This window comes from Krasilnikovia sp. MM14-A1004 (assembly GCF_047159485.1).
Lineage (GTDB): Bacteria > Actinomycetota > Actinomycetes > Mycobacteriales > Micromonosporaceae > Actinoplanes.
Map to the genome: position 1 here is coordinate 669564 of NZ_AP038773.1, position 20340 is coordinate 689903.

Genomic DNA, 20340 nt, shown 5'->3' on the forward strand with positions numbered 1-20340 from the left:
GCGGGACCAAGGTCCCGATTAGTCGGTGAATTCGGCCCAGGTGCAGCGCTCGGCGGTGGGCGCAGTGTTGATCTGACAAACGGTCGAGGAGTCGGAGGCAGCGATGACCGTCCACGCAACCAAGCGCACTATCGAACGTCCTCTGGAGCAAGCCGAGATCCCCGGCTCGATGATGACGAAGTTCGCCGCCAAGGCCATCGCCGTCATGCGGATCGCCACCGGCTGGGTCTTCCTCTGGGCGTTCCTCGACAAGATGTTCGGCCTGAACTACTCGACCCCCTCCGAGCGCGCCGTCATCAACGGTGGCTCGCCGACCAAGGGCTTCCTCTCCAACGTCGAGGTGGGCCCGTTCCAGTCGATGTTCCACTCGATGGCCGGGACCTGGTGGTGCGACGTCCTGTTCATGGGGGGCCTGCTGGGACTCGGACTGGCCCTGATCCTGGGCGTCGGCCTGCGGATCGCCGCGGTGGGCGGCACCATCATGATGGCGATGATGTGGCTGGCCGAGTGGCCGCTGGCCCAGCACACCGCCGGTGGTGACCCGAGTGGCTCGACCAACCCGATCGTCGACTACCACGTGATCTACGCGCTCGCGATGATCGTGGCGGCGGCGACCTACGCCGGGCACACCTGGGGACTCGGGAAGATCTGGGGACACATCTCCTACGTCCGCAAGCACCACTGGCTGCTCTGATCTGACACCGTCGCACCGTGCGGCCGGCGACCCTCGGGTCGCCGGCCTCTCGGCGTGTCAGGGGGTGAGCAGGGCGGCGACCGTACGGGTCAGCGCCGCGCGGGACTGTTCGGTGTCCAGCCCCATGGCGTCGCGCCAGGTGCCCCAGGTGGGCCACATGCTGACGCCGACCAGCGCGGTCAGCAGGTCGGTACCGGCGTCGCCCGCGGCCTCCAGTTCCGGCGCGAACAGCGTACGCAGCTCGTCGCGGAGCCGGTCCACGTGCGCGCGGCGGTTGCGCTGCAGGGCGGGCGAGAAGGGCTCCTTGAGCGACGCCGCCTTGGCGGCGGGGGCGACCTGCTCCAGCAGCCGGGCCCGCTGGTGGCAGAACGCCTCGATCCGCCGGGGCAGGGGCAGGTCGGGCGGGACCGGCTCGAAGGCGGCGTCGCGCTGCTCCAGGATCCGCAGCCCGCTGGCCGCGAAAAGCGCCTCCATGTCGGTGAAGTGGCTCCACAATGCGCGCAGTGACACCCCGGCCAGCTTGGCGATGCGGTCCGCGGTGGGGCGCAGTTCGCCGGCGAGGATCAGCTCGCAATGCGCGTCGACGATCGCGTTGCGGGTGCGCTCGGCGCGGGCCGTGCGCCCGTCGATGCGCGGCGGTGTGGTCATCGCGCCCTCCGAGTCATGCATGGTGCGGCGTCCGCGGGGGTCATCGGCCGCTGCGGTAACGGTTCAGCTCCCGGCGGGAAAGGGAGCGCTTGTGCACCTCGTCCGGGCCGTCGGCCAGCCGCAGCGTGCGGGCCTGGCTCCACAGCCGGGCCAGCGGGGTGTCCTGGCCGACACCGGCCGCACCGTACGTCTGGATGGCCTTGTCGATGATCCATTCGGCGGTGCCCGGCGCAATGATCTTGATGGCCTGGATCTCCGTGTGCGCGCCCTTGTTGCCGACCGTGTCCATCAGCCAGGCGGCCTTCAGCACCAGCAGTCGGGCCTGCTCGATGCGTACCCGCGATTCGGCGATCCACTCCCGCACCACGCCCTGGTCGGCCAGCGGCTTGCCGAACGCCGTCCGGTCCAGCGCCCGCCGGCACATCAGTTCCAGCGCGCGCTCGGCCATGCCGATCAGCCGCATGCAGTGGTGGATCCGGCCCGGGCCCAGCCGGGCCTGCGAGATGGCGAAGCCCGAGCCCTCCTCGCCGATCAGGTTGGCCACCGGTACGCGGACCTCGTCGAAGTCCACTTCGGCGTGGCCGCCGTGGTCGCCGTCGTCGTAGCCGAACACGGTCATGCCGCGGCGCACCGTCAGCCCGGGGGTGTCGCGGGGCACCAGCACCATGCTCTGCTGCAGGTGCCGGGCCGCGTCCGGGTCGGTCTTGCCCATCACGATGAAGATCGCGCAGTTCGGGTTCATCGCGCCGGAGATGTAGAACTTGCGGCCGGTGATGACGTACTCGTCGCCTTCGCGGGCGATGCGGGTGCCGATGTTGGTGGCGTCCGACGAGGCGACCTGCGGCTCTGTCATCGCGAACGCGGACCGGATCGAGCCGTCCAGCAACGGCTTGAGCCAGCGTTCCTGCTGCTCGGGGCTGCCGAACTCGGCCAGCACCTCCATGTTGCCGGTGTCCGGCGCGGCGCAGTTCAGCGCGGCCGGTGCCAGGGCGGGGCTGCGGCCGGTGATCTCGGCCAGCGGCGCGTACTGCAGGTTCGTCAGCCCGGCGCCGTGGCTGCCCGGCAGGAACAGGTTCCACAGGCCGAGCCGCTTGGCCTCGGCCTTCATGGGTTCCAGTACGCCCGGCGGCGACCAGTCGCCCCGATAGCTCGACTCGAACCGCTCCTCGGCCGGGTAGACGTGCTCGTCCATGAAGGCCAGCAGCCGCTTGCGGTAGTCCTCGGTGGTCTCGTCGTACGCGAAGTCCATCAGTCTCCCTCCAGCGCCTCGTGTCCCTGCCGCACCAGCGGCGCGACCATCTCCCCGACCGTGTCGAAGCCCTCGCCGACGGTCTGCCCCTGCACGTACCGGTAGTGCACGCCCTCCAGGATCACGGCCAGCTTGAACGCGGCGAATGCCACGTACCAGTGCAGGTCGCTGACGTCGCGCCCGGACCGCGTGGCGTAGTGCCCGGCCAGTTCGGACAGGCCGGGATGTCCGGGTACGGAGATCGGGGCGACCGGCCCATCGGGGCCAGTGAGCAGTGGACGGCCCGCGTAGACCAGCAGCAGTGCCACGTCGCTCAGCGGGTCGCCCAGGGTGGACATCTCCCAGTCCAGCACCGCATTGACCCGCAGATCAGGGCCGATCAGCACGTTGTCGAGGCGGTAATCGCCGTGCACCACCGCGCCGCCGGGCGGACCCTGCGGCACGTCGACCGCCAGCCGGGCGTGCAGCTCGTCGATGCCGGCGACGTCGCGGCTGCGGGACGCGTCGAGCTGCTTCTTCCAGCGGCGCACCTGGCGGTCGTTGAAACCTTCCGGGCGGCCGAAGTCGGCCAGCCCGATCGCGGCGGGTTCCAGCGCGTGCAGGTCGGCCAGCGTGTCGACCAGGTTGAGGATGAGCCGGTGCACCGTTTCGGGGCCCGGGGCCGCCAGCGCGGCGGCGTCGCGGTGGATCGTGCCGTCGACGTGCTCCATCAGATAGAACGGGGCGCCGATCGGCTCCGGGTCGGTGCACAGCGCCACCGGGGTGGGCGCGGGGAAACCGGCCTGCGACAGTGCGGCCAGCACCCGGTGTTCGCGCGCCATGTCGTGTGCGGTGGGCAGGACGTGGCCCAGCGGCGGGCGGCGCAGCACCCAGCGGTGGGTGCCGTCGGTGACCGCGTACGTGAGGTTGGACCGGCCCCCGGCGAACATGGTGGCCCGCAGCGGCGGCCCGTCCCCGAGGTACGCGCGCAGCCGTTCCAGGTCGAGCCCCTGCGGCCCGCTCACGCGGCAGGCCCTTCGAAGCTGCGCTGGATCTTGTTCATGCCGGCCAGCCAGCGGTCCGGGTCGTCGGCCCGGTGCCGGTAGTAGTCGGCGACCTCGGGGTGGGGCAGCACCAGGAAGCGGTCGCCCTGGATCGCGTCGGCGACCACGGCGGCCACCTCCTCGGGGTCCACGGCGGTCGCTGCCAGTTGCGCCTTGCTGGCGCTGTCGCCGCCGTCGGTGAGCATCGCGGTGCGCACGCCCTGCGGGCACAGCGCCTGCACAACGATGCCGCGGTGCGCGTACGTGGCGCGCAGCCACTCCGCGAAGCCGAGCGCCGCGTGCTTGGTCACCGAGTACGGTGCGCTGCCCAGCAGGGTCAGCAGCCCGGCCGCGCTGACCGTGAGGAGCAGCCGCCCGCCGCCCGAGTCGAGCCAGCGGGGGAGCAGGGCGCGGGCCGCGTACACATGGGACATGACGTTGACCTGCCACGCCGTCTCCCAGGCGGCGTCGGGGGCGTCCTCGGCGCCGCCGGGCAGCACGCCCGCGTTGGCGCAGAACAGGTCGCAGCCGCCCAGCTCGGCCCACGCGGTGTCGACGAGCTGCCGGACGAACGCCTCGTCGGCCGCGTTCCCCGGCACGGCCAGGCCGCCGATCTCGTCGGCGACCGCCCGGGCGGCGGCGGCGTCGAGGTCGTTGACGATGACCCGGGCGCCGTCGGCCGCGAAGCGGCGGGCCAGGGCCGCGCCGATGCCCCCGCCCGCGCCGGTGACGATGACCCGCGGGGCGCTCACTCGCCCGCCCCGGTCAGCGTCACGCCGCCGTCGATGACCAGGGTCTGCCCGGTGATCCAGGCGGCGTCGGGGGAGCTGAGGAACGTCACCGCCCCGGCGATGTCCTCGGGTACGCCGAGGCGGCCCAGCGGGTACGTCGCCGCGACCTTCTCCTCCCGGCCCTCGTAGAGGGCGGTGGCGAACTTCGTCTTCACGACCGCCGGGGCGACCGCGTTGACCCGGACCCTCGGGGCCAGTTCGACGGCGAGTTCCTCGGTGAGGTGGATGAGGGCGGCCTTGGTGACGCCGTAGAAGGCGATGCCGGGGGCGGGGCGGACGCCGGAAACCGAGGAGATGTTGACGATCGAGCCGCCGCCGTCGGCGAGGCCGCCACGCAGGGCCTCCTGCACCCAGCCGAGGGTGCCGAGCACGTTGACGTCGAACATCTTGCGGGCGGCGCCGAGGTCCAGCGTGCTCAGCGGCCCGTACGCCGGGTTGATGCCGATGTTGTTGACCAGCTGGCTGACCCGGCCGAACGTGCCGACGGTGGTGTCGATGACCTCCGCGCGGTGGTCGGGGTCGTCGCCGCGCCCGGCGACCGCGATGGCGTGCTCGGGGCCGCCGAGGTCCTTGGCGGCGGCCTCCAGGGCGGTCGCGTCGCGGCCGGTGATGCACACCCGTGCGCCCTCGGCGACGAAACGCTGGGCGATGGCGAAGCCGATGCCCCGGCTGGCCCCGGTCACGATCGCCACTGCGCCTGCCAACTGAGTCATGCCAGCTCCTTCGGACATATCTGCACTCGGAGTGCGAACATTACCGGCCAGTAAGCCCGTCGCCTACCCTGCCTCGATCAGCGGTGCGTCCGCAACGGGTGAACTACGTGGGTCACGCGACATACGCCCGCAACACCAGCGCCGGGCGGCCCTCGTCGGCACCGCCCGGAGCTGGGGAGCTACCGTCAGTCGACGGTGCGCGGCAGCACGCGGTCCGCCGTGCGCAGCGCCTCGGCCGCCCCCGCGTACGGGTTGAACGTGTAGCCGCGCGACACGCCGCCCGGAATCGTGAAGTACTCGGCGGACAGCTTCGCCGGGTCGGTGGCGATCTCACCGCGGGCCACCGCGTCGTCGCCGTCGTCCCAGCCCCACGGCGCGTTCGCCGAGTCGGTGCTGCACTCCCAGGTGCCGACCCCGCAGTCGCCCGAATCGTCACCGGCGAACGTGCCGAGATGGACGAACAGGCTGGCGGTGTTGCGCTGCGCCCACAGCCCGCCGGGCGCGAACATGTCGATCAGCTGGTACGTCACGTCGCGGTCGTTGCCGCTGCTGGGCACCTCGCCCTCGGCCGCCGGGTAGTAGACGATGCCGTCCCCATTGATCTTGTATTGCGGGTACGCCTTGAGCCCGTGCCCCTGCACCTCCTGCGCCGTCACCGGATGCGTGAACGCGTCGTGCGGCGACGACTGCATCTGCAGCGTGCCGTCCACAGTCTCCCGGCCGCCGGTCCACGTGCTGCCGGACGGCGTGTAGGAGTAGAAGTTCGTGTGCGCCACGGTCACCGCGGCGCGCAGCACCCCGTACGTCGAGCCGTCCTTCTCGACCGCCAGCGTGGTCCCCTCGCCGTCGTTCTCGTGCTCGGTCTCGAAGAACGGGTGATCCACCCAGTCCCGCGGGTGGAAGAAGAAGTACGTGATGAACCAGTGCGTGCTGGTCTCGACCACCGAGTAGTACACGGCCGCGGTGAAGTCGGCGCCGGCCTGCCCGGCGTGGTCCCAGTTGTTGCGGCCGACCAGGTCGCCGTCGAAGTCGACCCGGGTGAGGTAGTCCGACTTGCCGCCGAGCGCGTGGCTGCCCGTGGCGTCCACGTCCTGGTAGTGGATCGGCGCCCAGCGCAGCGCCAGCTCCGCCCGGCTCGGTGCCGGCTCCGCCCGGCCCGGTGCCAGCTCCGTCCGGCTCGGTGCCGCGGCGTGGGCGGGCGCCGGCGCCCCGGTGATGATGAGTACGGCCGCGGCGGCCGCCGCCGCGATGACCCGAATCCTGTCGAGCATGTGTGCTCCCACATCCGGTGTGATAGATCACCGTGAATCTAAGTGATCCACGACGTACCGGGCATGGAGATCAGGCGACGACTTCGTGTCCGCTCAGGCGACATTGATGGGCCGGAACTGAACGCTCACCCGCGGCCCCACCGGCCGCGCGGTCTTCGGGATCGCGTGCTCCCAGGTGCGCTGGCACGAGCCGCCCATGGCGACGAGATCCCCGTGGCCGAGCGGGAAGCGCAGGCTCGGGCCGCCCGCACGGGGCCGCAGCATCAGGTTGCGCGGCGAACCGAACGACACGATCGCCACCATCGTGTCGGCGTGCGCGGAGCGGCCCAGCGTGTCGCCGTGCCAGGCGACGCTGTCGCGCCCGTCCCGGTACAGGCACATGCCGGCGGTCACGAACTCCTCGCCCAGCTCGTGCGCGTAGTGCGCGGAGAGCCGCTGCCGGGCCTCGGCGAGCGCCGGGTGCGGCAGCGGCTCACCGGGCCCGTACCAGCGCAGCAGCCGGGGCACGTCGACCACGCCGTCATACATCTGCCGCCGCTCGGCCCGCCAGTCCACCCCGGTCAGCAACGTCTCGAAGACGGCGTCGGAGTGGTGGACCCAGCCGGGCAGCACATCCACCCACGCGCCCGCGGTCAGCGGGTGGCGGGTGAGCCGGCCGGGCAGCGGCTCCAGGGTCACCCCGGCCGGCCCGCCGGCCACGAGATCGAGCATCGAAGGCTGGTATGCGCTGCTCACCCGCCCACTCTAGGCCCGATTAGTACGCCTGTGCCAATCACCACCGCACGGGCAGGCTGCGCAGACTCCTCAGGAGCATGCCCTCCTTGAACGGCAGCTCCTCGATCGGCACGGCGATCGTCAGTCCGGGCATCCGGGTGAGCAGCCCGCGCATCGCCTCCTGCAGCTCCAGCCGGGCCAGCTGGGCGCCGAGGCAGTGGTGGGGCCCCGCGCCGAAGCCCAGGTGGGCGGTCTGCGAACGGGTCACGTCGAGCCGGTCCGGATCCGGCATGGCCGCCGGGTCGCGGTTGGCGGAACTCATCACCGGGAACACGGCCGATCCGGCCGGTATCCGTACGCCGCTCAGCTCGACGTCCTCGGTGGTGACCCGCGGCAGGCCCGCACCGCCCGCGCCGAGCTGGACGAAGCGCATCAGCTCCTCGACCGCCTGCGGGATCGTCTCGGGCCGGTCCCGCAGGCGGTCCCGCTGATCGGGGTACTCCTGCAGGGTCAGCAGGAACATGTTGATCTGATTGGCGGTGGTCTCGTGGCCCGCCACCAGCAGCGTGAAGCAGAGCCGTACCAGCTCCTTCTCGGAGAGCCGGTCCTGCTCGTCGCGCGCGGCGATCAACGCGGTCATCAGGTCGTCGCCGGGCTTCGCCCGCTTGCTGGCGATCAGCCGGCCGAAGTACTCGCCGAGCTGGCCCAGCGCCGCGTCGATCTCCTTCGGGTCGCGGCTCAGGTCGCTCATGACGGTGTCGGACCACTCGCGGAACAGGTGCCGGTCGGCGGTCGGCACGCCGAGCAGCTCGCAGATCACCTGGATCGGCAGGGTGAGGGAGAAGTTCTCCACCAGGTCGGCGGGCTGGGGCAGGGTCAGCAGCCGGTCGATCAGCTCGTCGACCAGTTTGGTCACCCGCGGCCGCAGCGCCTCCACCCGGCGGGCCGTGAACGCCCCCGCGACCAGGCGGCGCAGCCGTGTGTGGTCGGGCGGGTCCAGGCTCAGGATGGAGTCGGCGGCGGCCTGGCCCAGCCCGACGTCGGGGATGTCCGGGCCGGTCGCCGCGGCGCGGCTGAACCGCGGGTCGATGAGGACCTGCCGTACGTCGTCGTAGCGGGTGACCAGCCACGCGGTCTTGCCGTCGGGGAGCTGGACCGGCACGACGGGGCGGTGCTCCCGCAACTCGGCCAGCTCCGGCGACGGGTGGAAGATCGAGGGCGGCGGTGGGAAGGGGAACGGGATCGGCGCCTCGGGCGCGGCGGATGGTCCGGCCAACGGGCTCACCTCCGTAGCGTGACGTCCCGCTAACGTATCGAAGTCGAGCGATCGATGACACCCTCGCCGCCGATGGATTCGGTAGGGCACCGCCCGCCGGGGGCCGGGTACGGCGAAGGCCCGCCGGGCGGGCCGGCGGGCCTTGAAGAACGAGACCGCTCAGTGGCTGGGCGGGGCCGCGTCCTGGTCCGCGGCCGGATGCCGGTACGTCAGTTCCGAGCCGGGCAGCGGGAAATCCTGGTCGTCACCGAACGGCGACGGGCCGCCCGCGTTCGACGCGATCAGCTCGGAGACGTCGAGCCGGCCGTTGGCCCCCAGCAGCGGGCCCTCCGCCTGGCGAGCGCCCGACGGCGGCAGTCCCGCGGCACCCATGGCGGCGCCGAGGCCGCCCTCCGTCCGGTGCGACGACTGGGCCGACTCCAGCTCGTCGCGGCGGAAGATCTTGCGGCCGAGCCAGACCAGCGGGTCGTAGCGCCGGTCGACGACCCGTTCCTTCATCGGGATGATGCCGTTGTCCGTGATCTTGATGTGCTCGGGGCAGACCTCTGTGCAGCACTTGGTGATGTTGCAGTAGCCCAGGCCCATGCTGGCCTGCGCGTACTCCTTGCGGTCGGTCTTGGCGTCGAGCGGGTGCATGTCCAGCTCGGCGGCGCGGATGAAGAACCGCGGCCCGGAGAATTCCGGCTTGTTCTCCTCGTGGTCGCGCACCACGTGACAGGTGTTCTGGCAGAGGTAGCACTCGATGCACTTGCGGAACTCCTGCGAGCGCTCCACATCGACCTGCTGCATGCGGTAGTCGCCCGGCTTCACCCCGGCAGGCGGCGCGAACGCCGGCGTCTCGCGCGCCTTCACGTAGTTGAACGAGACGTCCGTGACCAGATCCCGGATCACCGGGAACGTGCGCAACGGCGTGATCGTGACCGTCTCGTTCTCCTCGAACGTGCTCATCCGGGTCATGCAGCCGAGCTTCGGCATGCCGTTGATCTCCATCGAGCACGAGCCGCACTTGCCGGCTTTGCAGTTCCACCGGCAGGCCAGATCCGGGCTCTGAGTGGCCTGGATGCGGTGGATGATGTCGAGGACGACCTCGCCCTCGTTGACCTCGACGTCGTAGTCCTGGATGTCGCCGCCCGAGGCGTCACCGCGCCAGACGCGGAAGTGGCGCTTGGTGCCCATTACTTCGCCCCCTTGGTCGACGCGTCGAAGTCCGCGAGTTCCTCATCGGTCATGTACTTGCCCAGCTCGGTGCGGTCGAACAGCTGCATCAGCTCGGTCCGCATCGTCGGCAGCGGCTTGCGCTCCAGCAGCACGTCCGTGCCGTCGAGGGAGCAGACCAGGTTCACCTTGCGCCACTGCGGGTCCATCTTGGGATGATCCTCGCGGGTGTGGCCGCCGCGGGACTCCTCGCGTTCCAGCGCCGCCTTGGCTGTGCACTCGCTGACCACCAGCATGTTGCGCAGGTCCAGGGCCAGGTGCCAGCCCGGGTTGTAGCGGCGGCCGCCGCCCGCGCCGACGTTGGCTACGCGCAGCTTCAGCTCCTGCAGCCGCTTGAGCGCGTCGCTCAGCTCGCCCTCGCGGCGGATGATGCCGACCAGGTCGCCCATCACCGCCTGCAGATCCGCCTGCAACGTGTACGGGTTCTCCCCGCCCTCGCGCTGCAACGGCGCCAGCGCCGCGTCCACCGCCTTCTCCACGTCGGCCGTGGCCACCTTGGGCCGCTTGGTCAGCGAGTCCGCGTACGCGGCGGCATGCTCGCCCGCCCGCTTGCCGAAGACCAGCAGGTCGGACAGCGAGTTGCCGCCCAGCCGGTTGGAGCCGTGCATCCCGCCGGATACCTCACCGGCCGCGAACAGCCCCTCGACGTGGCCGTGCGCCGCCGCCGAGTCCGGGTCGACCTCGACCCCGCCCATCACGTAGTGGCAGGTCGGGCCGACCTCCATCGGCTCCTTCGTGATGTCGACGTCGGCCAGCTCCTTGAACTGGTGGTGCATCGACGGCAGGCGCTTGATGATGGTCTCGGCCGGCATCCGGGTCGACACGTCGAGGTAGACGCCGCCGGCCTTGGTGCCCCGGCCCGCCTTCACCTCGCTGTTGATGGCCCGGGCCACCTCGTCACGGGGCAGCAGTTCGGGCGGGCGCCGGTTGTTGTCCGGGTCGGTGTACCAGCGGTCCGCCTCCTCCTCGGTGTCCGCGTACTGCTTGCGGAAGACGTCGGGGACGTAGTCGAACATGAACCGCTTGCCGTCGGAGTTGCGCAGCACGCCGCCGTCGCCGCGGACCGACTCGGTGACCAGGATGCCCTTGACCGAGGGCGGCCAGACCATGCCGGTCGGGTGGAACTGCAGGAACTCCATGTTGATCAGGGTGGCCCCGGCGCGCAGCGCGAGGGCGTGGCCGTCCCCGGTGTACTCCCACGAGTTCGAGGTGACCTTGTAGCTGCGGCCGACCCCGCCGGTGGCGAGCACGACCGCGGGCGCTTCGAGGAGGATGAACTCGCCGGATTCGCGGTAGTAGCCGAACGCGCCGGCGACCTTGTTGCCGTCCAGCATCAGGTCGGTGATCGTGGTCTCGGCGAAGACCCGGATGCGGGACTCGTAGCTGCCGGTCTCGCGGTGGTCCTCCTGCTGCAGCGAGACGATCTTCTGCTGCAACGTACGGATCAGCTCCAAGCCGGTCCGGTCGCCGACGTGCGCCAGCCGGGGGTACTCGTGGCCGCCGAAGTTGCGCTGCGAGATCTTGCCGTCCTTCGTCCGGTCGAACAGCGCGCCGTACGTCTCCAGCTCCCAGATCCGCTCCGGGGCCTCCTTGGCGTGCAGTTCGGCCATGCGGAAGTTGTTGAGGAACTTGCCGCCGCGCATGGTGTCGCGGAAGTGCACCATCCAGTTGTCGTTGCTGTTCACGTTGCCCATCGCGGCGGCCGCGCCGCCCTCGGCCATGACCGTGTGGGCCTTGCCGAACAGGGACTTCGAGATGATCGCTGTCTTCTTGCCGGCCAGCCGGGCCTCGATCGCCGCCCGCAGGCCCGCGCCCCCGGCGCCGATCACGACGACGTCGTAGTGGTGTCGTTCGATTCGGGTTGTCATATGTGGGGGCCCTCTAGTTGATGAACCGCAGGTCGTTGATCCAGTTCGCGGCGACCGCCATGACGTAGAAGTCGGTCAGCGCGAGCGTGCCCAGGGTGATCCAGGCCAGCGCCATGTGGCGGGTGTTCAGCTTGGACACGAAGCCCCAGAAGGCGTACCGCACGGGGTGCTTGGAGAAGTGCTTGAGGCGCCCGCCCACGATGTGCCGGCAGGAGTGGCAGGACAACGTGTACGCCCACAGCATCACGACGTTGATCACCAGGATCACGTTGCCCAGCCCGAACCCGAAGCCCTCGGGGCTGTGGAACGCCCGGATCGCGTCCCAGGTGTTGATGATCGAGATGATCCCGGCGGCGTAGAACGCGTACCGGTGGATGTTCTGGAAGATCAGCGGGAACCGGGTCTCACCCGAGTACTTCTCGTGGCCGTCGGGCACCGCGCAGGCCGGGGGCGACAGCCAGAAGGCCCGGTAGTACGCCTTGCGGTAGTAGTAGCAGGTGAGCCGGAACAGCAGCAGGAACGGCAGCGTGAACGCCGCGTCCGGGATGAACCAGTAGGCCGGTAGCGGCGTGCCGAATTCGGCGGCGCCGCCGCAGCGGTCCGTGACGCACGGTGAGTAGAACGGGGTCAGGTAGTGGTATTCCTCGACCCAGAACCACTTGTGCATGAACACGCGGACGGTCGCGTAGGTGACCCACGCGGTCAGGCCCACGAAGGTGATCAGCGGCGGGAACCACCACCGGTCCGTACGCAACGTCTTCGCCGCGATCGCAGCGCGTGCCCGCCCCGCGTCCGGCCTCGTTGCCGTCGTCGTCATTCAAGCTCTCCCTGAGAGTGCCCTGCATCGCGGCGCCCGCGCCCGATTTGCGGGCCTGTGCGGATCCTGTGTGTGGCACACGTTACGCCGCGACTCCGGCGGTTCGTGCGCAAGGGAGTCTCGCGTGTGATCCCGGCGTGAAGCCAGAGCGTGACGTCGAACACAGCCACACTGTGTACAACATCACTTTCAATCCCTCCGGCCCCGCCGGTCTCAACACGCCCATTCGTGACTAACTACTTACAAGAGGACGAACGGCTCAACCCGAGGCATTGCCGGTCAGCTGCCACGAAGCCAGATGCAGCGCGGGCGCCCGGTGCCGCACGCCGGACCAACGATCCGGCAGCGGCACGGATTCGGCGCCGATCCCGCGCACCGCTCCCGGCGCCAGCGCCTGCGGATAGGACTGGGTGAACCGCATGTTGCCGACCGCCCGGGTGATCTCGCCGTCCTCGATCAGCCACACCCCGTTGCGGGTCAGGCCGGTCACCACCAGGCTCTTCTGATCCAGCACGCGGGTGTACCAGAGGTCCGTGATCAGCAGCCCGCGTGCCACGCCCGCGACCAGCGGCGCCGCCGTCGGTGCCACCGGACCGACCTCGCCGCCGGTCCCCGACGGGCCACCGGCACCGGCCACGAGGCGCAGGTGGTGGGCGATCGGGCCCCACGACCGGGACACCGGCGAGCCGTGGCCGGTCGACGCGGCACCCGCGTCGGCGCCGGACCGGCGGTCGTGTGCGATCGCCGTCGTCGTCCCGTCGCGGACCAGCACCAGCGCGTCCCGCGGCGTCCCCTCCACGTCGAACGGCAGGCCCGGCGAGGGCTCGCCCGCGATCCCCAGTGGCTCGTCCACCAGCGTGATCGCCGGGTCGAACTGCGCCGCACCGAGCTCCGCGAAGGACTCGCCCTGCGCCCACGACTTGCCGTTGAAACCGAACATGGCCAGATTCGTCAGCAGGTCCGCCACGGCCTCCGGCTCCAGCACCACCTCGTAGTGGCCCGGCGGCAGCTCGACCGGATCGGTGGCCGCGCGCGCCTTGGCCGCCGCGCGGGCACCCAGCGCCGCACCGTCCAGGTCGGCCAGCCGCCCAGTGGCCCAGCGGGCCACCCCGTCGGCGCCGCCCGCACGGGCGATGCCGTCCATCCCAGCGTCCGCCGCCCGCCCCTCGACGGACTGGCCGGCACTGTTGGCGAACGCGGCGCTGCTGTGGCTGGTACGGCAGAACCCGGCCGTCTCCAGCCCGCCCGCGGCGGCCACGAAGTCGCGGATCCGCGCGGCCCGTTCGTCCGGTGTGGCCCGGGCGGTCGCCTCGTCCACCAGCCCTGCGGTCATCGGTGCGGGCGGTGCGAGACCCGGCCAGCCCGCGTCCGGCGGGCTCAGGCGGGCGGCGGCGACCGTACGCTCCACCAGCGCCGCCAGCCCTGCCGCGTCCGTGACCGTGGTCGAGCCGACCGCGGTGCGCCCGTCCAGGTGCAGGCGCAGCCGGACCGCCGTGGTGGCCTCCGCGACGTTCTGGTGGATCGCCGAGTTGGCGAAGCGGGTCAGCGAGTCCGCCGTGTGTGCCGCCACCACCTCCGCCTCGGCCCCCGGCCCGGCCAACTTCGTGGCCAGCTCCACCACCTGGCCCGCCAGCTCCAGCTCCGTGCCGCCGCGTACCGTCTCTGTCGTCATCCCCGCACCCCCACCCGGACGCCGGTGAAGCGGGCCGGTGCCGCCGGATGGCCGGTATGGCCGATCTGGCCCGGCTGGCCCTTGCCGCAGTTCGGGGTGCCCCAGGCGGTGATCTCCGACGAGAGCATGTCCATCGACTGCCAGAACTTCGGGCCGATCCCCGTGTACGTGGGGTTGCGCAGCATCCGTCCCCGCTTGCCGTTCTTGATCTCGTAGCCGATCTCGCAGCCGAACTGGAAGTTGAGCCGCCGGTCGTCGATCGACCAGGAGCGGTTGACGTCCATGAACACCCCGTCGTCGGTGGCCGCGATGATCTCGTCGAGGGTGTGCGGGCCCGGCTCCAGGCCCACGTTGGTCATCCGGACCATCGGCAGCCGCGCCCAGCCGTCTGCGCGGACGCTGCCCGCATAGTCGAGGCCCGCGACGGCCGCCGAGTCCCGCCCGGCCAGCACGCCCACCCACCGGCCCGCACGGACGGCGTCGCGCGGCGTCGCCGGTGTCCCCTCGTCGTCGAAGCCGAAACTGCCGAGCGCTCCGGGGATCGTCGGGTCGATGGTGATGTTCATCAGCTCGGAGCCGTACCGCAGCGCGCCGAGCCGTTCCAGCTCCAGCCAGGACGTGCCCGCGAACGCGGCCTCCCAGCCGAGGATGCGGTCCAGCTCGATGGCGTGCCCGACGGACTCGTGGATCTGCAGCGCCAGCTGCTCGCTGCCCAGGATCAGGGTGGTCTCCTCGGCCGGGCACAGCGGCGCGCTCAGCAGCGCCCGTGCCTCCTCGCCCATCCGGGGGGCGTTCTCCACCAGCGACAGTTCGTCCACCAGCTCCCAGCCGCGGGTGCCGTACTGGCCGCGGTAGGACGGCCAGGAGCGGCGCTGGATCTCGCCGTCGCCGAACGCGCTCGCGCTCACCCCCGCGCCGCACTCGCGGATGTGCTGGTCGATGCGGTGCCCCTCGCTGGAGACGAACCACTTGCGGGTGTCCCACACCTGGCAGATCGCCTCGGCCACGTCGGCGCCCGCCTCCTTCGCCGCGGCCGTGGCGCGCACCAGCAGGTCGCCCTTGACCGACAGCGGCACACCCAGCGGGTCCACGTCGCACGGACTGGCCCAGCTGGCCTGCGCGGCGCTGGTCGGGACCAGCTCGCCCGCGGCGCCGGGGACCGAGGCCGCGGCCTTGGCGAGCTGCGCCGCGTGCCGCCCGGCGGTCCGGGCCGCGGCGGCGGACAATTCCGGTACGGCGTAGAAGCCCCAGCCGGAGCCGGTCAGCGCGCGCACCCCCAGACCCGCGCTCTCGTCGGAACTCAGCTCCTCGATGTCCCCGTCGCGGGCGGTCACCGACTCGGTGCGGCGCAGCATCACCCGCGCGTCGGCATAGCGGGCCCCGGCGTCGAGAGCGGCCTGTACCGCCGCCGACGCCTCGTCAAAGTGGCTCATGACGCGACCCTAGGCGACCGCTGCGACACTGCGCGCGAGAACCCTGCGGTCATCCGGGCGGCAGCAGATCCTCCGGCCTGATGGCGGCCTCGACCGGATCTTTGAGTACGAGCACCGCCCCCGGCCGCGCCGAGGAGTGCTCCACGTAGGTGTCACCCGACAGCCGGTACAGGTGCAGCGCTCCGGTCTCCTGCTCCACGAGCAGATACCAGGGGATCCCAGCGGCGGCGTAGTAGTGCATCTTGAGCACCTCGTCCGTCGCGGCGCTGTTCGGCGACAGGACCTCACCCACGAGATGAACCGCGTCAGCGTTGATCACCGGCGCATCGAAGTCGACCGGCCCGGTGAGAACCAGGTCCGGAATGGCGATCCGGTTCGGACGCAGGCGGACGTTGATCACCCCGAGGGCGTGCAGCGCACCGCCGCCGAGCGCTCGCTCGATCTCGACCCGGATGTGCTGGTGCCGTAGAGACGGATTGGGGGAGACCAGAAGGCTGCCGTCCAGCAGCTCGACGCGGTCGGGTGTCTCACCGAGCGCGAGGTAATCCTCTTCGGTCCACGGCTGCCCACGGCCGAAGATGGCGGTCGACACGGGCACCTCCGGGCGGTTGCGAAGCCCGGTCAGTCTCCCACGCCTCAGCGGCCGAACTCGACGCCTGTGACTCCGCCCAGGTGCATGACGTTGTCCTGGACGTACACGCCCTCCTTGAGGACGTAGCTGTAGAGGCCGTTGAACTCCTGCTCGGCCAGCAGATACCAGGGAATGCCCGCGGCCGCGTAGCAGTACATCTTCATCGCCCGGTCCACGGCCGCGCTGCCCGGCGACACCACCTCGCAGACCAGCCGTACCGCCGCCGCCTCGATGAACGGGGCGTCCAGGTTGATCGGGCCGGTGACCACCAGGTCCGGCACCGCGATCCGGCCCGGATCCAGGCGTACGGCGACACTGGACAGGATGTTCATGTCGGCCCGCCCGGCCCGCAGCGCGACCGCCAGGGCACCCACGATGAGCTGGTGCCGGGGCGTCTCCCGGGGGCAGGAGTGCAGGCTGCCGTCCCACAGTTCGACCCGGGCGCCGGTGGGGCCCAGCGCGAAGTAGTCGGTCTCGGTGAGGGGCAGGCCGGTGGTGGGCAGGACGCTGTCCGAAAGCAGGATCGTCATTCAGCGCTCCAGGCGGTCGGTGTGGTGGCGGATGAAGTCGAGCTCCCGCGTCATGTCGGCGGCGCGGTCGAGCACGAGCAGCGCGTCGGTGACCGGCTCCCCGGCCAGCCGGTGGTGGGCGTAGACCTCGGGGGAGTCCTTCTGGCGGCCCAGGTACCGCTCGGCGAGGGCGGTGGGCAGGCGGGTGAAGTCGGTGACCGGGTCGCGGGCCACGGCGCACCGGAACAGGTCATGGCGGCGGGTCACCGCGAGGGCGGCCAGCCAGCCGCCGAGGCCGGTGCCGCGGACCGCGACCCGGGTCAGTTCGAGGTCGGGGTTCTTGCCGGTCAGCGCCAGCAGCGCGTCCGCCTGGTCGGCGAGCACCACGTCGGCCAGCCGCCGGTGCACCACCTTCTCGAAGCTGGGCGCCACTCCGGGCGTACCCCGGGAATCGACGCTGACCACGGCGAACCCGGCGGCGGCCCACCACCGCCGGTCCCGCCAGGCCGCGTCGTCGAGGACGACCTGCTGGTGGCCGGGGCCGAGGCCGAACTCCACCAGGACGGGCAGGCGGTTGCCGCTGAGGTGGCCGGGCGGGTACAGCACCGCGGCGGGCAGCCGGCGGTCGGTGACCCGCGCCAGCGCCGGCTGCGGCGCCTGCCGCGCCGGTGCGGGGGCCGGGGTGCACAGGGTGCCGACGGCGGCGTCGCCGCGCCGGATCGTCCACGTCGGTGGACCGGCCAGCGACGCGGAGGCCAGCACGACCACGTCGCCGCCGACCTCGGCGCGGTGCCAGCCGGGCTCGGTGGTCAGGCGCCGGGCGTCGGCCCCGCCGCCGACCAGCGCGGTACGGATCGCGAACACGTGCTGCTCGGCTGGTTCGCCGTCGGTGCCCTCGACGATCAGATCCGGTCCGGCCGCGGGGGCGCCCGCGCGGGGCAGCACCCCGACCACCCGGCGCACGTAGAGGCCGGGCGGGGTGAGCAGGCTGCCGTCGGCGAACAGGCAGCGCGCGTCGAAGCCGTCGTGGGCCAGCTCCCCGCCGACCAGCACCCGCCCGTCGGGCAGGTGCCGCGGGGTGCCGGCGACCGGCTCGACCCAGCGGGCGTCGGCCAGTTCGGCGTGCACCTGGGTCTCCCCGGTACGCGGGTCGATGGACAGCACCAGCCCGTGCTGCTGGGTACGCCGCAGCACCGTGATGAGCGGCCCCCCGCCGTCCCCCCAGTGCACGTCGACCAGGTACGGGTACGTCTCGCGGTCCCAGTGCACGTCGACCCAGCCGCCGTACAGGTCGAGCAGGTGCAGGCTGACCGACCCGGCGGAGCGGACGGCGAGGATCTGGCCGCCGCCGGGCGCCCACCACCAGCCGCGGGTCCGGCCGAACTGGGCGCCGGCCTCGTCCACCCCGCCCCAGCGCACGCCGGGCTCCCCGGCCAGCAGCTCGTCCGCGCCGTCCGGGGCGGTGACCCGCAGGGTGTCGCCGTCGAGGTAGCCGATGTGGGTGCCGGTGGGATCCGGGTGCGGGTCGTCGGCGGTGGCCGGGGTGCCGATCGGGGCCACCTCGCCGGTGACCAGGTCGGCGCGGTGCAGCCGCCCGTCGACCGCGAACGCGGCCGTGCGGGCGGGGGCGTCCACCCCGTACGCGTCGACCGGTCCGGGTGTGACGCACCGCTGCGCGCCCGTGGCGACGGTGTGCACCCACAGCGCGCCCGCGCGCAGGAACACCACGCGGGAGCCGTCCGCGCCGACGACGACGGCGTCCGGCGCGTCGGCCGCCCCGCCGGCCTGGTCCGTGAGCGTGGGAACCTCCACGACCACCAGCATCGCTGATCCAGCCCCCCTCGTGCGCCCCAAACCGGCATGACGGGCGCCGAACAGGGGCGCCGCGCGCAAGTGGGACACCCCCTCGGGCGGGAACGCCGCGCGTAAAGTTGCCGCCGTGACCGAGCCACTACCGTCCCGCCGCCTGCTGCTGGTGCATGCCCATCCCGACGACGAGGTCATCGGGACCGGCGCCACGATGGCCCACTACGCCGCCGAGGGTGCCCTGGTCACGCTGGTGACCTGCACGCTGGGCGAGGAGGGCGAGATCCACGTGCCGGCGCTGGCGGCGCTGGCGGCGGGCCAGGCCGACCAGCTCGGCGGGTATCGCATCACCGAGCTGCGGCGGGCCTGCGCGGCGCTGGGGGTCACCGACCACCGGTTCCTCGGCGGGGCGGGCCGCTACCGCGACTCCGGGATGATGGGGCTGGCCACCAACGAGCATCCGCGGGCGTTCTGGCAGGCGGACCTCGACGAGGCCGCCGGTCACCTGGTGGAGATCATGCGGGAGGTCCGGCCGCAGGTGCTGATCACGTACGACCCGAACGGCTTCTACGGCCACCCGGACCACATCCAGGCGCACCGGGTCGCGATGCGCGCCGCCGAGCTGGCGGACGCCGAGGGCTTCGGCCCGCAGAAGATCTACTGGACGGCGATGCCGGTCAGCGTGCTGACCGAGGGGATGGAGGCGTTCCGGGAGGCGGCGAACAACCCGTTCGCGGACATCGAGCGGGTGGAGGACCTGCCGTTCGGCACGCCGGACGACGAGATCGCGGCCCGCGTGGACGGCACCGACCGGTACGAGCAGAAGATGGCGGCGATGCGCGCCCACGCCACCCAGATCCCGGACAACTCCTGGCTGTACGGCATCGCCGGCGACTTCGGCGGCGAGTTCATGGGCGTCGAGTACTTCACCCTGGTCCGGGGCGAGCGCGGCGAGGTCGCCGGCCCGCACAAGTGGGAGAGCGACCTGTTCAGCAACGTGCCCGGCGCCGAGTCCCGATGACCGTGCAGGAGGCCACGGTGGCCGAGCCGGTCCCGCCGCCGGGCCGGGCCCCGCGGCGCGCGCTGGAGCTGGTCCTGCGTATCGCCGGTGTGCTGATCGCGGTGCTGGCGGCGCTGTTCAGCGGTCTGCTGGAGCTGTTCCTGACCCCGTTGCGGGTGGGCGGCGTACCGGTCGGGGTGGCGATCCCGGCCGCGGTGCTGGCCAACCTGGCGCTGGCCTGGTTCGCGGTGACGACGGTGGGGCGGCGCTGGGCGCTGGCGCCGCCGTGGGTGGCCTGGACGGTGCTGATGCTGGTGGCCACGGGCTACCGGCGTACCGAGGGCGATCACCTGGTGGACGCCCGGAACTGGGTGGCGCTGGTGACGGTGCTGGCGGGCAGCCTGGCGTTCGCGGTGTACGCGTACCGGATGATCCTGCGCTGGCCGCCGGTTCCGCCCCGGTGAGGGCGGTGACCGTGGCGTCTCCGAAGCGCTACGATGCGCAGCCACGGCCGGTGTGGGTCCGCAGGGGAGGGCAACGATGAGGCAGCAGCGGTGGTTTCCGATCGCGGTTCTGGCGCTGAGCCTGTTCGCGATCAACGTGGTGGCCCGGCTGGTGATCCGGATCGGGTTCCACGGCAACGACACCGCCGAGAGCCGGGCGTCGGTCGTCATGTTCTCGATCATCGGGCTGGTGCTGGCGACGGTCACCTTCGTGCAGTGCCAGCGGGTGTCGGTGAGCCGCTGGCTGCCCGACCTGGCCGCGGCCGCGGTGGGTGGCATGCTGCTGACGGTCCTGGTCGGACCGTTCATCAGCGGCGACACGCCGTTCTCGGGGGGCGCCGGGAACTTCTTCTCGCAGATCTGGCTCTACGGCGCGTTCGCGATCGTCGGCACGCTGCTCGGCTACTGGATCGCGACGGCCCTGGGGCGTGACTACCGCTCGAAGTCGCTGCGCGCGTACGCGAAGGCCCGTACCACCCGGCCGCGCCGCGTCGTGGGCCGCTGACGC

General features: G+C 71.8%; 20 protein-coding genes. 4 read left to right on the forward strand and 16 right to left on the reverse strand.

Annotation, left to right across the window (positions count from 1 at the left end; genetic code table 11):
* Positions 1–103 precede the first annotated feature (103 nt).
* Entirely contained in the window at positions 104–694 is a 591-nt protein-coding gene (locus ACMCNN_RS03180; protein WP_412744672.1) for a DoxX family membrane protein, read from the forward strand.
* Between the two features lie 57 nt (positions 695–751).
* Here ACMCNN_RS03180 and ACMCNN_RS03185 read toward each other — a convergent pair whose 3' ends face one another.
* The 16 genes from ACMCNN_RS03185 to ACMCNN_RS03260 all read right to left on the reverse strand — a co-directional run bounded on the left by ACMCNN_RS03185 (position 752) and on the right by ACMCNN_RS03260 (position 18347).
* A complete protein-coding gene (locus tag ACMCNN_RS03185) occupies positions 752–1342 on the reverse strand; it encodes a TetR/AcrR family transcriptional regulator (protein WP_412744673.1) in 591 nt (196 codons plus the stop codon).
* Between the two features lie 40 nt (positions 1343–1382).
* Entirely contained in the window at positions 1383–2591 is a 1209-nt protein-coding gene (locus ACMCNN_RS03190; protein ID WP_412744674.1) for an acyl-CoA dehydrogenase family protein, read from the reverse strand.
* Positions 2591–3595 (reverse strand): phosphotransferase family protein, encoded by a 1005-nt coding sequence (locus ACMCNN_RS03195; RefSeq protein WP_412744675.1) that lies wholly within the window; start codon positions 3593–3595, stop codon positions 2591–2593. The genes ACMCNN_RS03190 and ACMCNN_RS03195 overlap by 1 nt, the downstream gene beginning before the upstream one ends.
* A complete protein-coding gene (locus ACMCNN_RS03200) occupies positions 3592–4365 on the reverse strand; it encodes an SDR family oxidoreductase (RefSeq protein ID WP_412744676.1) in 774 nt (257 codons plus the stop codon). Before ACMCNN_RS03200 ends, ACMCNN_RS03195 begins: the two co-directional genes overlap by 4 nt.
* A complete protein-coding gene (locus ACMCNN_RS03205) occupies positions 4362–5117 on the reverse strand; it encodes an SDR family oxidoreductase (protein WP_412744677.1) in 756 nt (251 codons plus the stop codon). Before ACMCNN_RS03205 ends, ACMCNN_RS03200 begins: the two co-directional genes overlap by 4 nt.
* A 185-nt stretch (positions 5118–5302) precedes the next feature.
* Positions 5303–6388, reverse strand: a complete 1086-nt coding sequence (locus tag ACMCNN_RS03210; RefSeq protein WP_412744678.1) for a hypothetical protein — start codon at positions 6386–6388, stop codon at positions 5303–5305.
* Between the two features lie 93 nt (positions 6389–6481).
* Complete coding sequence (locus ACMCNN_RS03215; RefSeq protein ID WP_412744679.1) at positions 6482–7123, reverse strand: alpha-ketoglutarate-dependent dioxygenase AlkB; 642 nt, start codon at positions 7121–7123, stop codon at positions 6482–6484.
* A 37-nt stretch (positions 7124–7160) separates the two neighbouring features.
* Complete coding sequence (locus ACMCNN_RS03220; protein ID WP_412744680.1) at positions 7161–8387, reverse strand: cytochrome P450; 1227 nt, start codon at positions 8385–8387, stop codon at positions 7161–7163.
* 150 nt (positions 8388–8537) lie between these two features.
* On the reverse strand, positions 8538–9554 hold the full coding sequence (locus ACMCNN_RS03225; protein WP_412744681.1) for a succinate dehydrogenase/fumarate reductase iron-sulfur subunit: 1017 nt from the start codon (positions 9552–9554) through the stop codon (positions 8538–8540).
* Positions 9554–11461 (reverse strand): fumarate reductase/succinate dehydrogenase flavoprotein subunit, encoded by a 1908-nt coding sequence (locus ACMCNN_RS03230; protein ID WP_412744682.1) that lies wholly within the window; start codon positions 11459–11461, stop codon positions 9554–9556. Before ACMCNN_RS03230 ends, ACMCNN_RS03225 begins: the two co-directional genes overlap by 1 nt.
* A 13-nt stretch (positions 11462–11474) precedes the next feature.
* On the reverse strand, positions 11475–12278 hold the full coding sequence (locus ACMCNN_RS03235; protein WP_412744683.1) for a hypothetical protein: 804 nt from the start codon (positions 12276–12278) through the stop codon (positions 11475–11477).
* 259 nt (positions 12279–12537) lie between these two features.
* Positions 12538–13950, reverse strand: a complete 1413-nt coding sequence (locus ACMCNN_RS03240; protein WP_412744684.1) for a TldD/PmbA family protein — start codon at positions 13948–13950, stop codon at positions 12538–12540.
* Positions 13947–15383 (reverse strand): TldD/PmbA family protein, encoded by a 1437-nt coding sequence (locus ACMCNN_RS03245; protein ID WP_412744685.1) that lies wholly within the window; start codon positions 15381–15383, stop codon positions 13947–13949. The genes ACMCNN_RS03240 and ACMCNN_RS03245 overlap by 4 nt, the downstream gene beginning before the upstream one ends.
* A 49-nt stretch (positions 15384–15432) precedes the next feature.
* The gene (locus ACMCNN_RS03250) at positions 15433–15975 is read right to left on the reverse strand and encodes a Uma2 family endonuclease (RefSeq protein ID WP_412744686.1); all 543 of its coding nucleotides are present in this window, start codon (positions 15973–15975) and stop codon (positions 15433–15435) included.
* Between the two features lie 44 nt (positions 15976–16019).
* Entirely contained in the window at positions 16020–16544 is a 525-nt protein-coding gene (locus ACMCNN_RS03255; RefSeq protein ID WP_412744687.1) for a Uma2 family endonuclease, read from the reverse strand.
* Positions 16545–18347, reverse strand: coding sequence for a prolyl oligopeptidase family serine peptidase (locus ACMCNN_RS03260; RefSeq protein WP_412744688.1), 1803 nt, complete (start codon positions 18345–18347; stop codon positions 16545–16547). It abuts the gene before it with no gap.
* 115 nt (positions 18348–18462) lie between these two features.
* Between ACMCNN_RS03260 and mshB the strand changes: the two genes are divergently transcribed.
* The 3 genes from mshB (at position 18463) to ACMCNN_RS03275 (ending at position 20337) form a co-directional block, all read left to right on the forward strand.
* Positions 18463–19350: an N-acetyl-1-D-myo-inositol-2-amino-2-deoxy-alpha-D-glucopyranoside deacetylase gene (gene mshB / locus ACMCNN_RS03265; protein WP_412744689.1), complete on the forward strand. Its 888-nt coding sequence runs from the start codon at positions 18463–18465 to the stop codon at positions 19348–19350.
* Positions 19347–19793 (forward strand): hypothetical protein, encoded by a 447-nt coding sequence (locus tag ACMCNN_RS03270; protein ID WP_412744690.1) that lies wholly within the window; start codon positions 19347–19349, stop codon positions 19791–19793. Before mshB ends, ACMCNN_RS03270 begins: the two co-directional genes overlap by 4 nt.
* A 76-nt stretch (positions 19794–19869) precedes the next feature.
* Positions 19870–20337, forward strand: a complete 468-nt coding sequence (locus ACMCNN_RS03275; RefSeq protein ID WP_412744691.1) for a hypothetical protein — start codon at positions 19870–19872, stop codon at positions 20335–20337.
* Positions 20338–20340 lie beyond the last annotated feature (3 nt).

What these genes read in the sequence shown, in the direction of transcription:
- ACMCNN_RS03180 (WP_412744672.1), top strand. Translation starts at nt 104, where the DNA reads ATGACCGTCCACGCAACCAAGCGCACTATCGAACGTCCTCTGGAGCAA.
- ACMCNN_RS03185 (WP_412744673.1), bottom strand. Translation starts at nt 1,342, where the DNA reads ATGACCACACCGCCGCGCATCGACGGGCGCACGGCCCGCGCCGAGCGC.
- ACMCNN_RS03190 (WP_412744674.1), bottom strand. Translation starts at nt 2,591, where the DNA reads ATGGACTTCGCGTACGACGAGACCACCGAGGACTACCGCAAGCGGCTG.
- ACMCNN_RS03205 (WP_412744677.1), bottom strand. Translation starts at nt 5,117, where the DNA reads ATGACTCAGTTGGCAGGCGCAGTGGCGATCGTGACCGGGGCCAGCCGG.
- ACMCNN_RS03210 (WP_412744678.1), bottom strand. Translation starts at nt 6,388, where the DNA reads ATGCTCGACAGGATTCGGGTCATCGCGGCGGCGGCCGCCGCGGCCGTA.
- ACMCNN_RS03225 (WP_412744681.1), bottom strand. Translation starts at nt 9,554, where the DNA reads ATGGGCACCAAGCGCCACTTCCGCGTCTGGCGCGGTGACGCCTCGGGC.
- ACMCNN_RS03230 (WP_412744682.1), bottom strand. Translation starts at nt 11,461, where the DNA reads ATGACAACCCGAATCGAACGACACCACTACGACGTCGTCGTGATCGGC.
- ACMCNN_RS03235 (WP_412744683.1), bottom strand. Translation starts at nt 12,278, where the DNA reads ATGACGACGACGGCAACGAGGCCGGACGCGGGGCGGGCACGCGCTGCG.
- ACMCNN_RS03240 (WP_412744684.1), bottom strand. Translation starts at nt 13,950, where the DNA reads ATGACGACAGAGACGGTACGCGGCGGCACGGAGCTGGAGCTGGCGGGC.
- ACMCNN_RS03245 (WP_412744685.1), bottom strand. Translation starts at nt 15,383, where the DNA reads ATGAGCCACTTTGACGAGGCGTCGGCGGCGGTACAGGCCGCTCTCGAC.
- ACMCNN_RS03255 (WP_412744687.1), bottom strand. Translation starts at nt 16,544, where the DNA reads ATGACGATCCTGCTTTCGGACAGCGTCCTGCCCACCACCGGCCTGCCC.
- ACMCNN_RS03260 (WP_412744688.1), bottom strand. Translation starts at nt 18,347, where the DNA reads ATGCTGGTGGTCGTGGAGGTTCCCACGCTCACGGACCAGGCCGGCGGG.
- ACMCNN_RS03270 (WP_412744690.1), top strand. Translation starts at nt 19,347, where the DNA reads ATGACCGTGCAGGAGGCCACGGTGGCCGAGCCGGTCCCGCCGCCGGGC.
- ACMCNN_RS03275 (WP_412744691.1), top strand. Translation starts at nt 19,870, where the DNA reads ATGAGGCAGCAGCGGTGGTTTCCGATCGCGGTTCTGGCGCTGAGCCTG.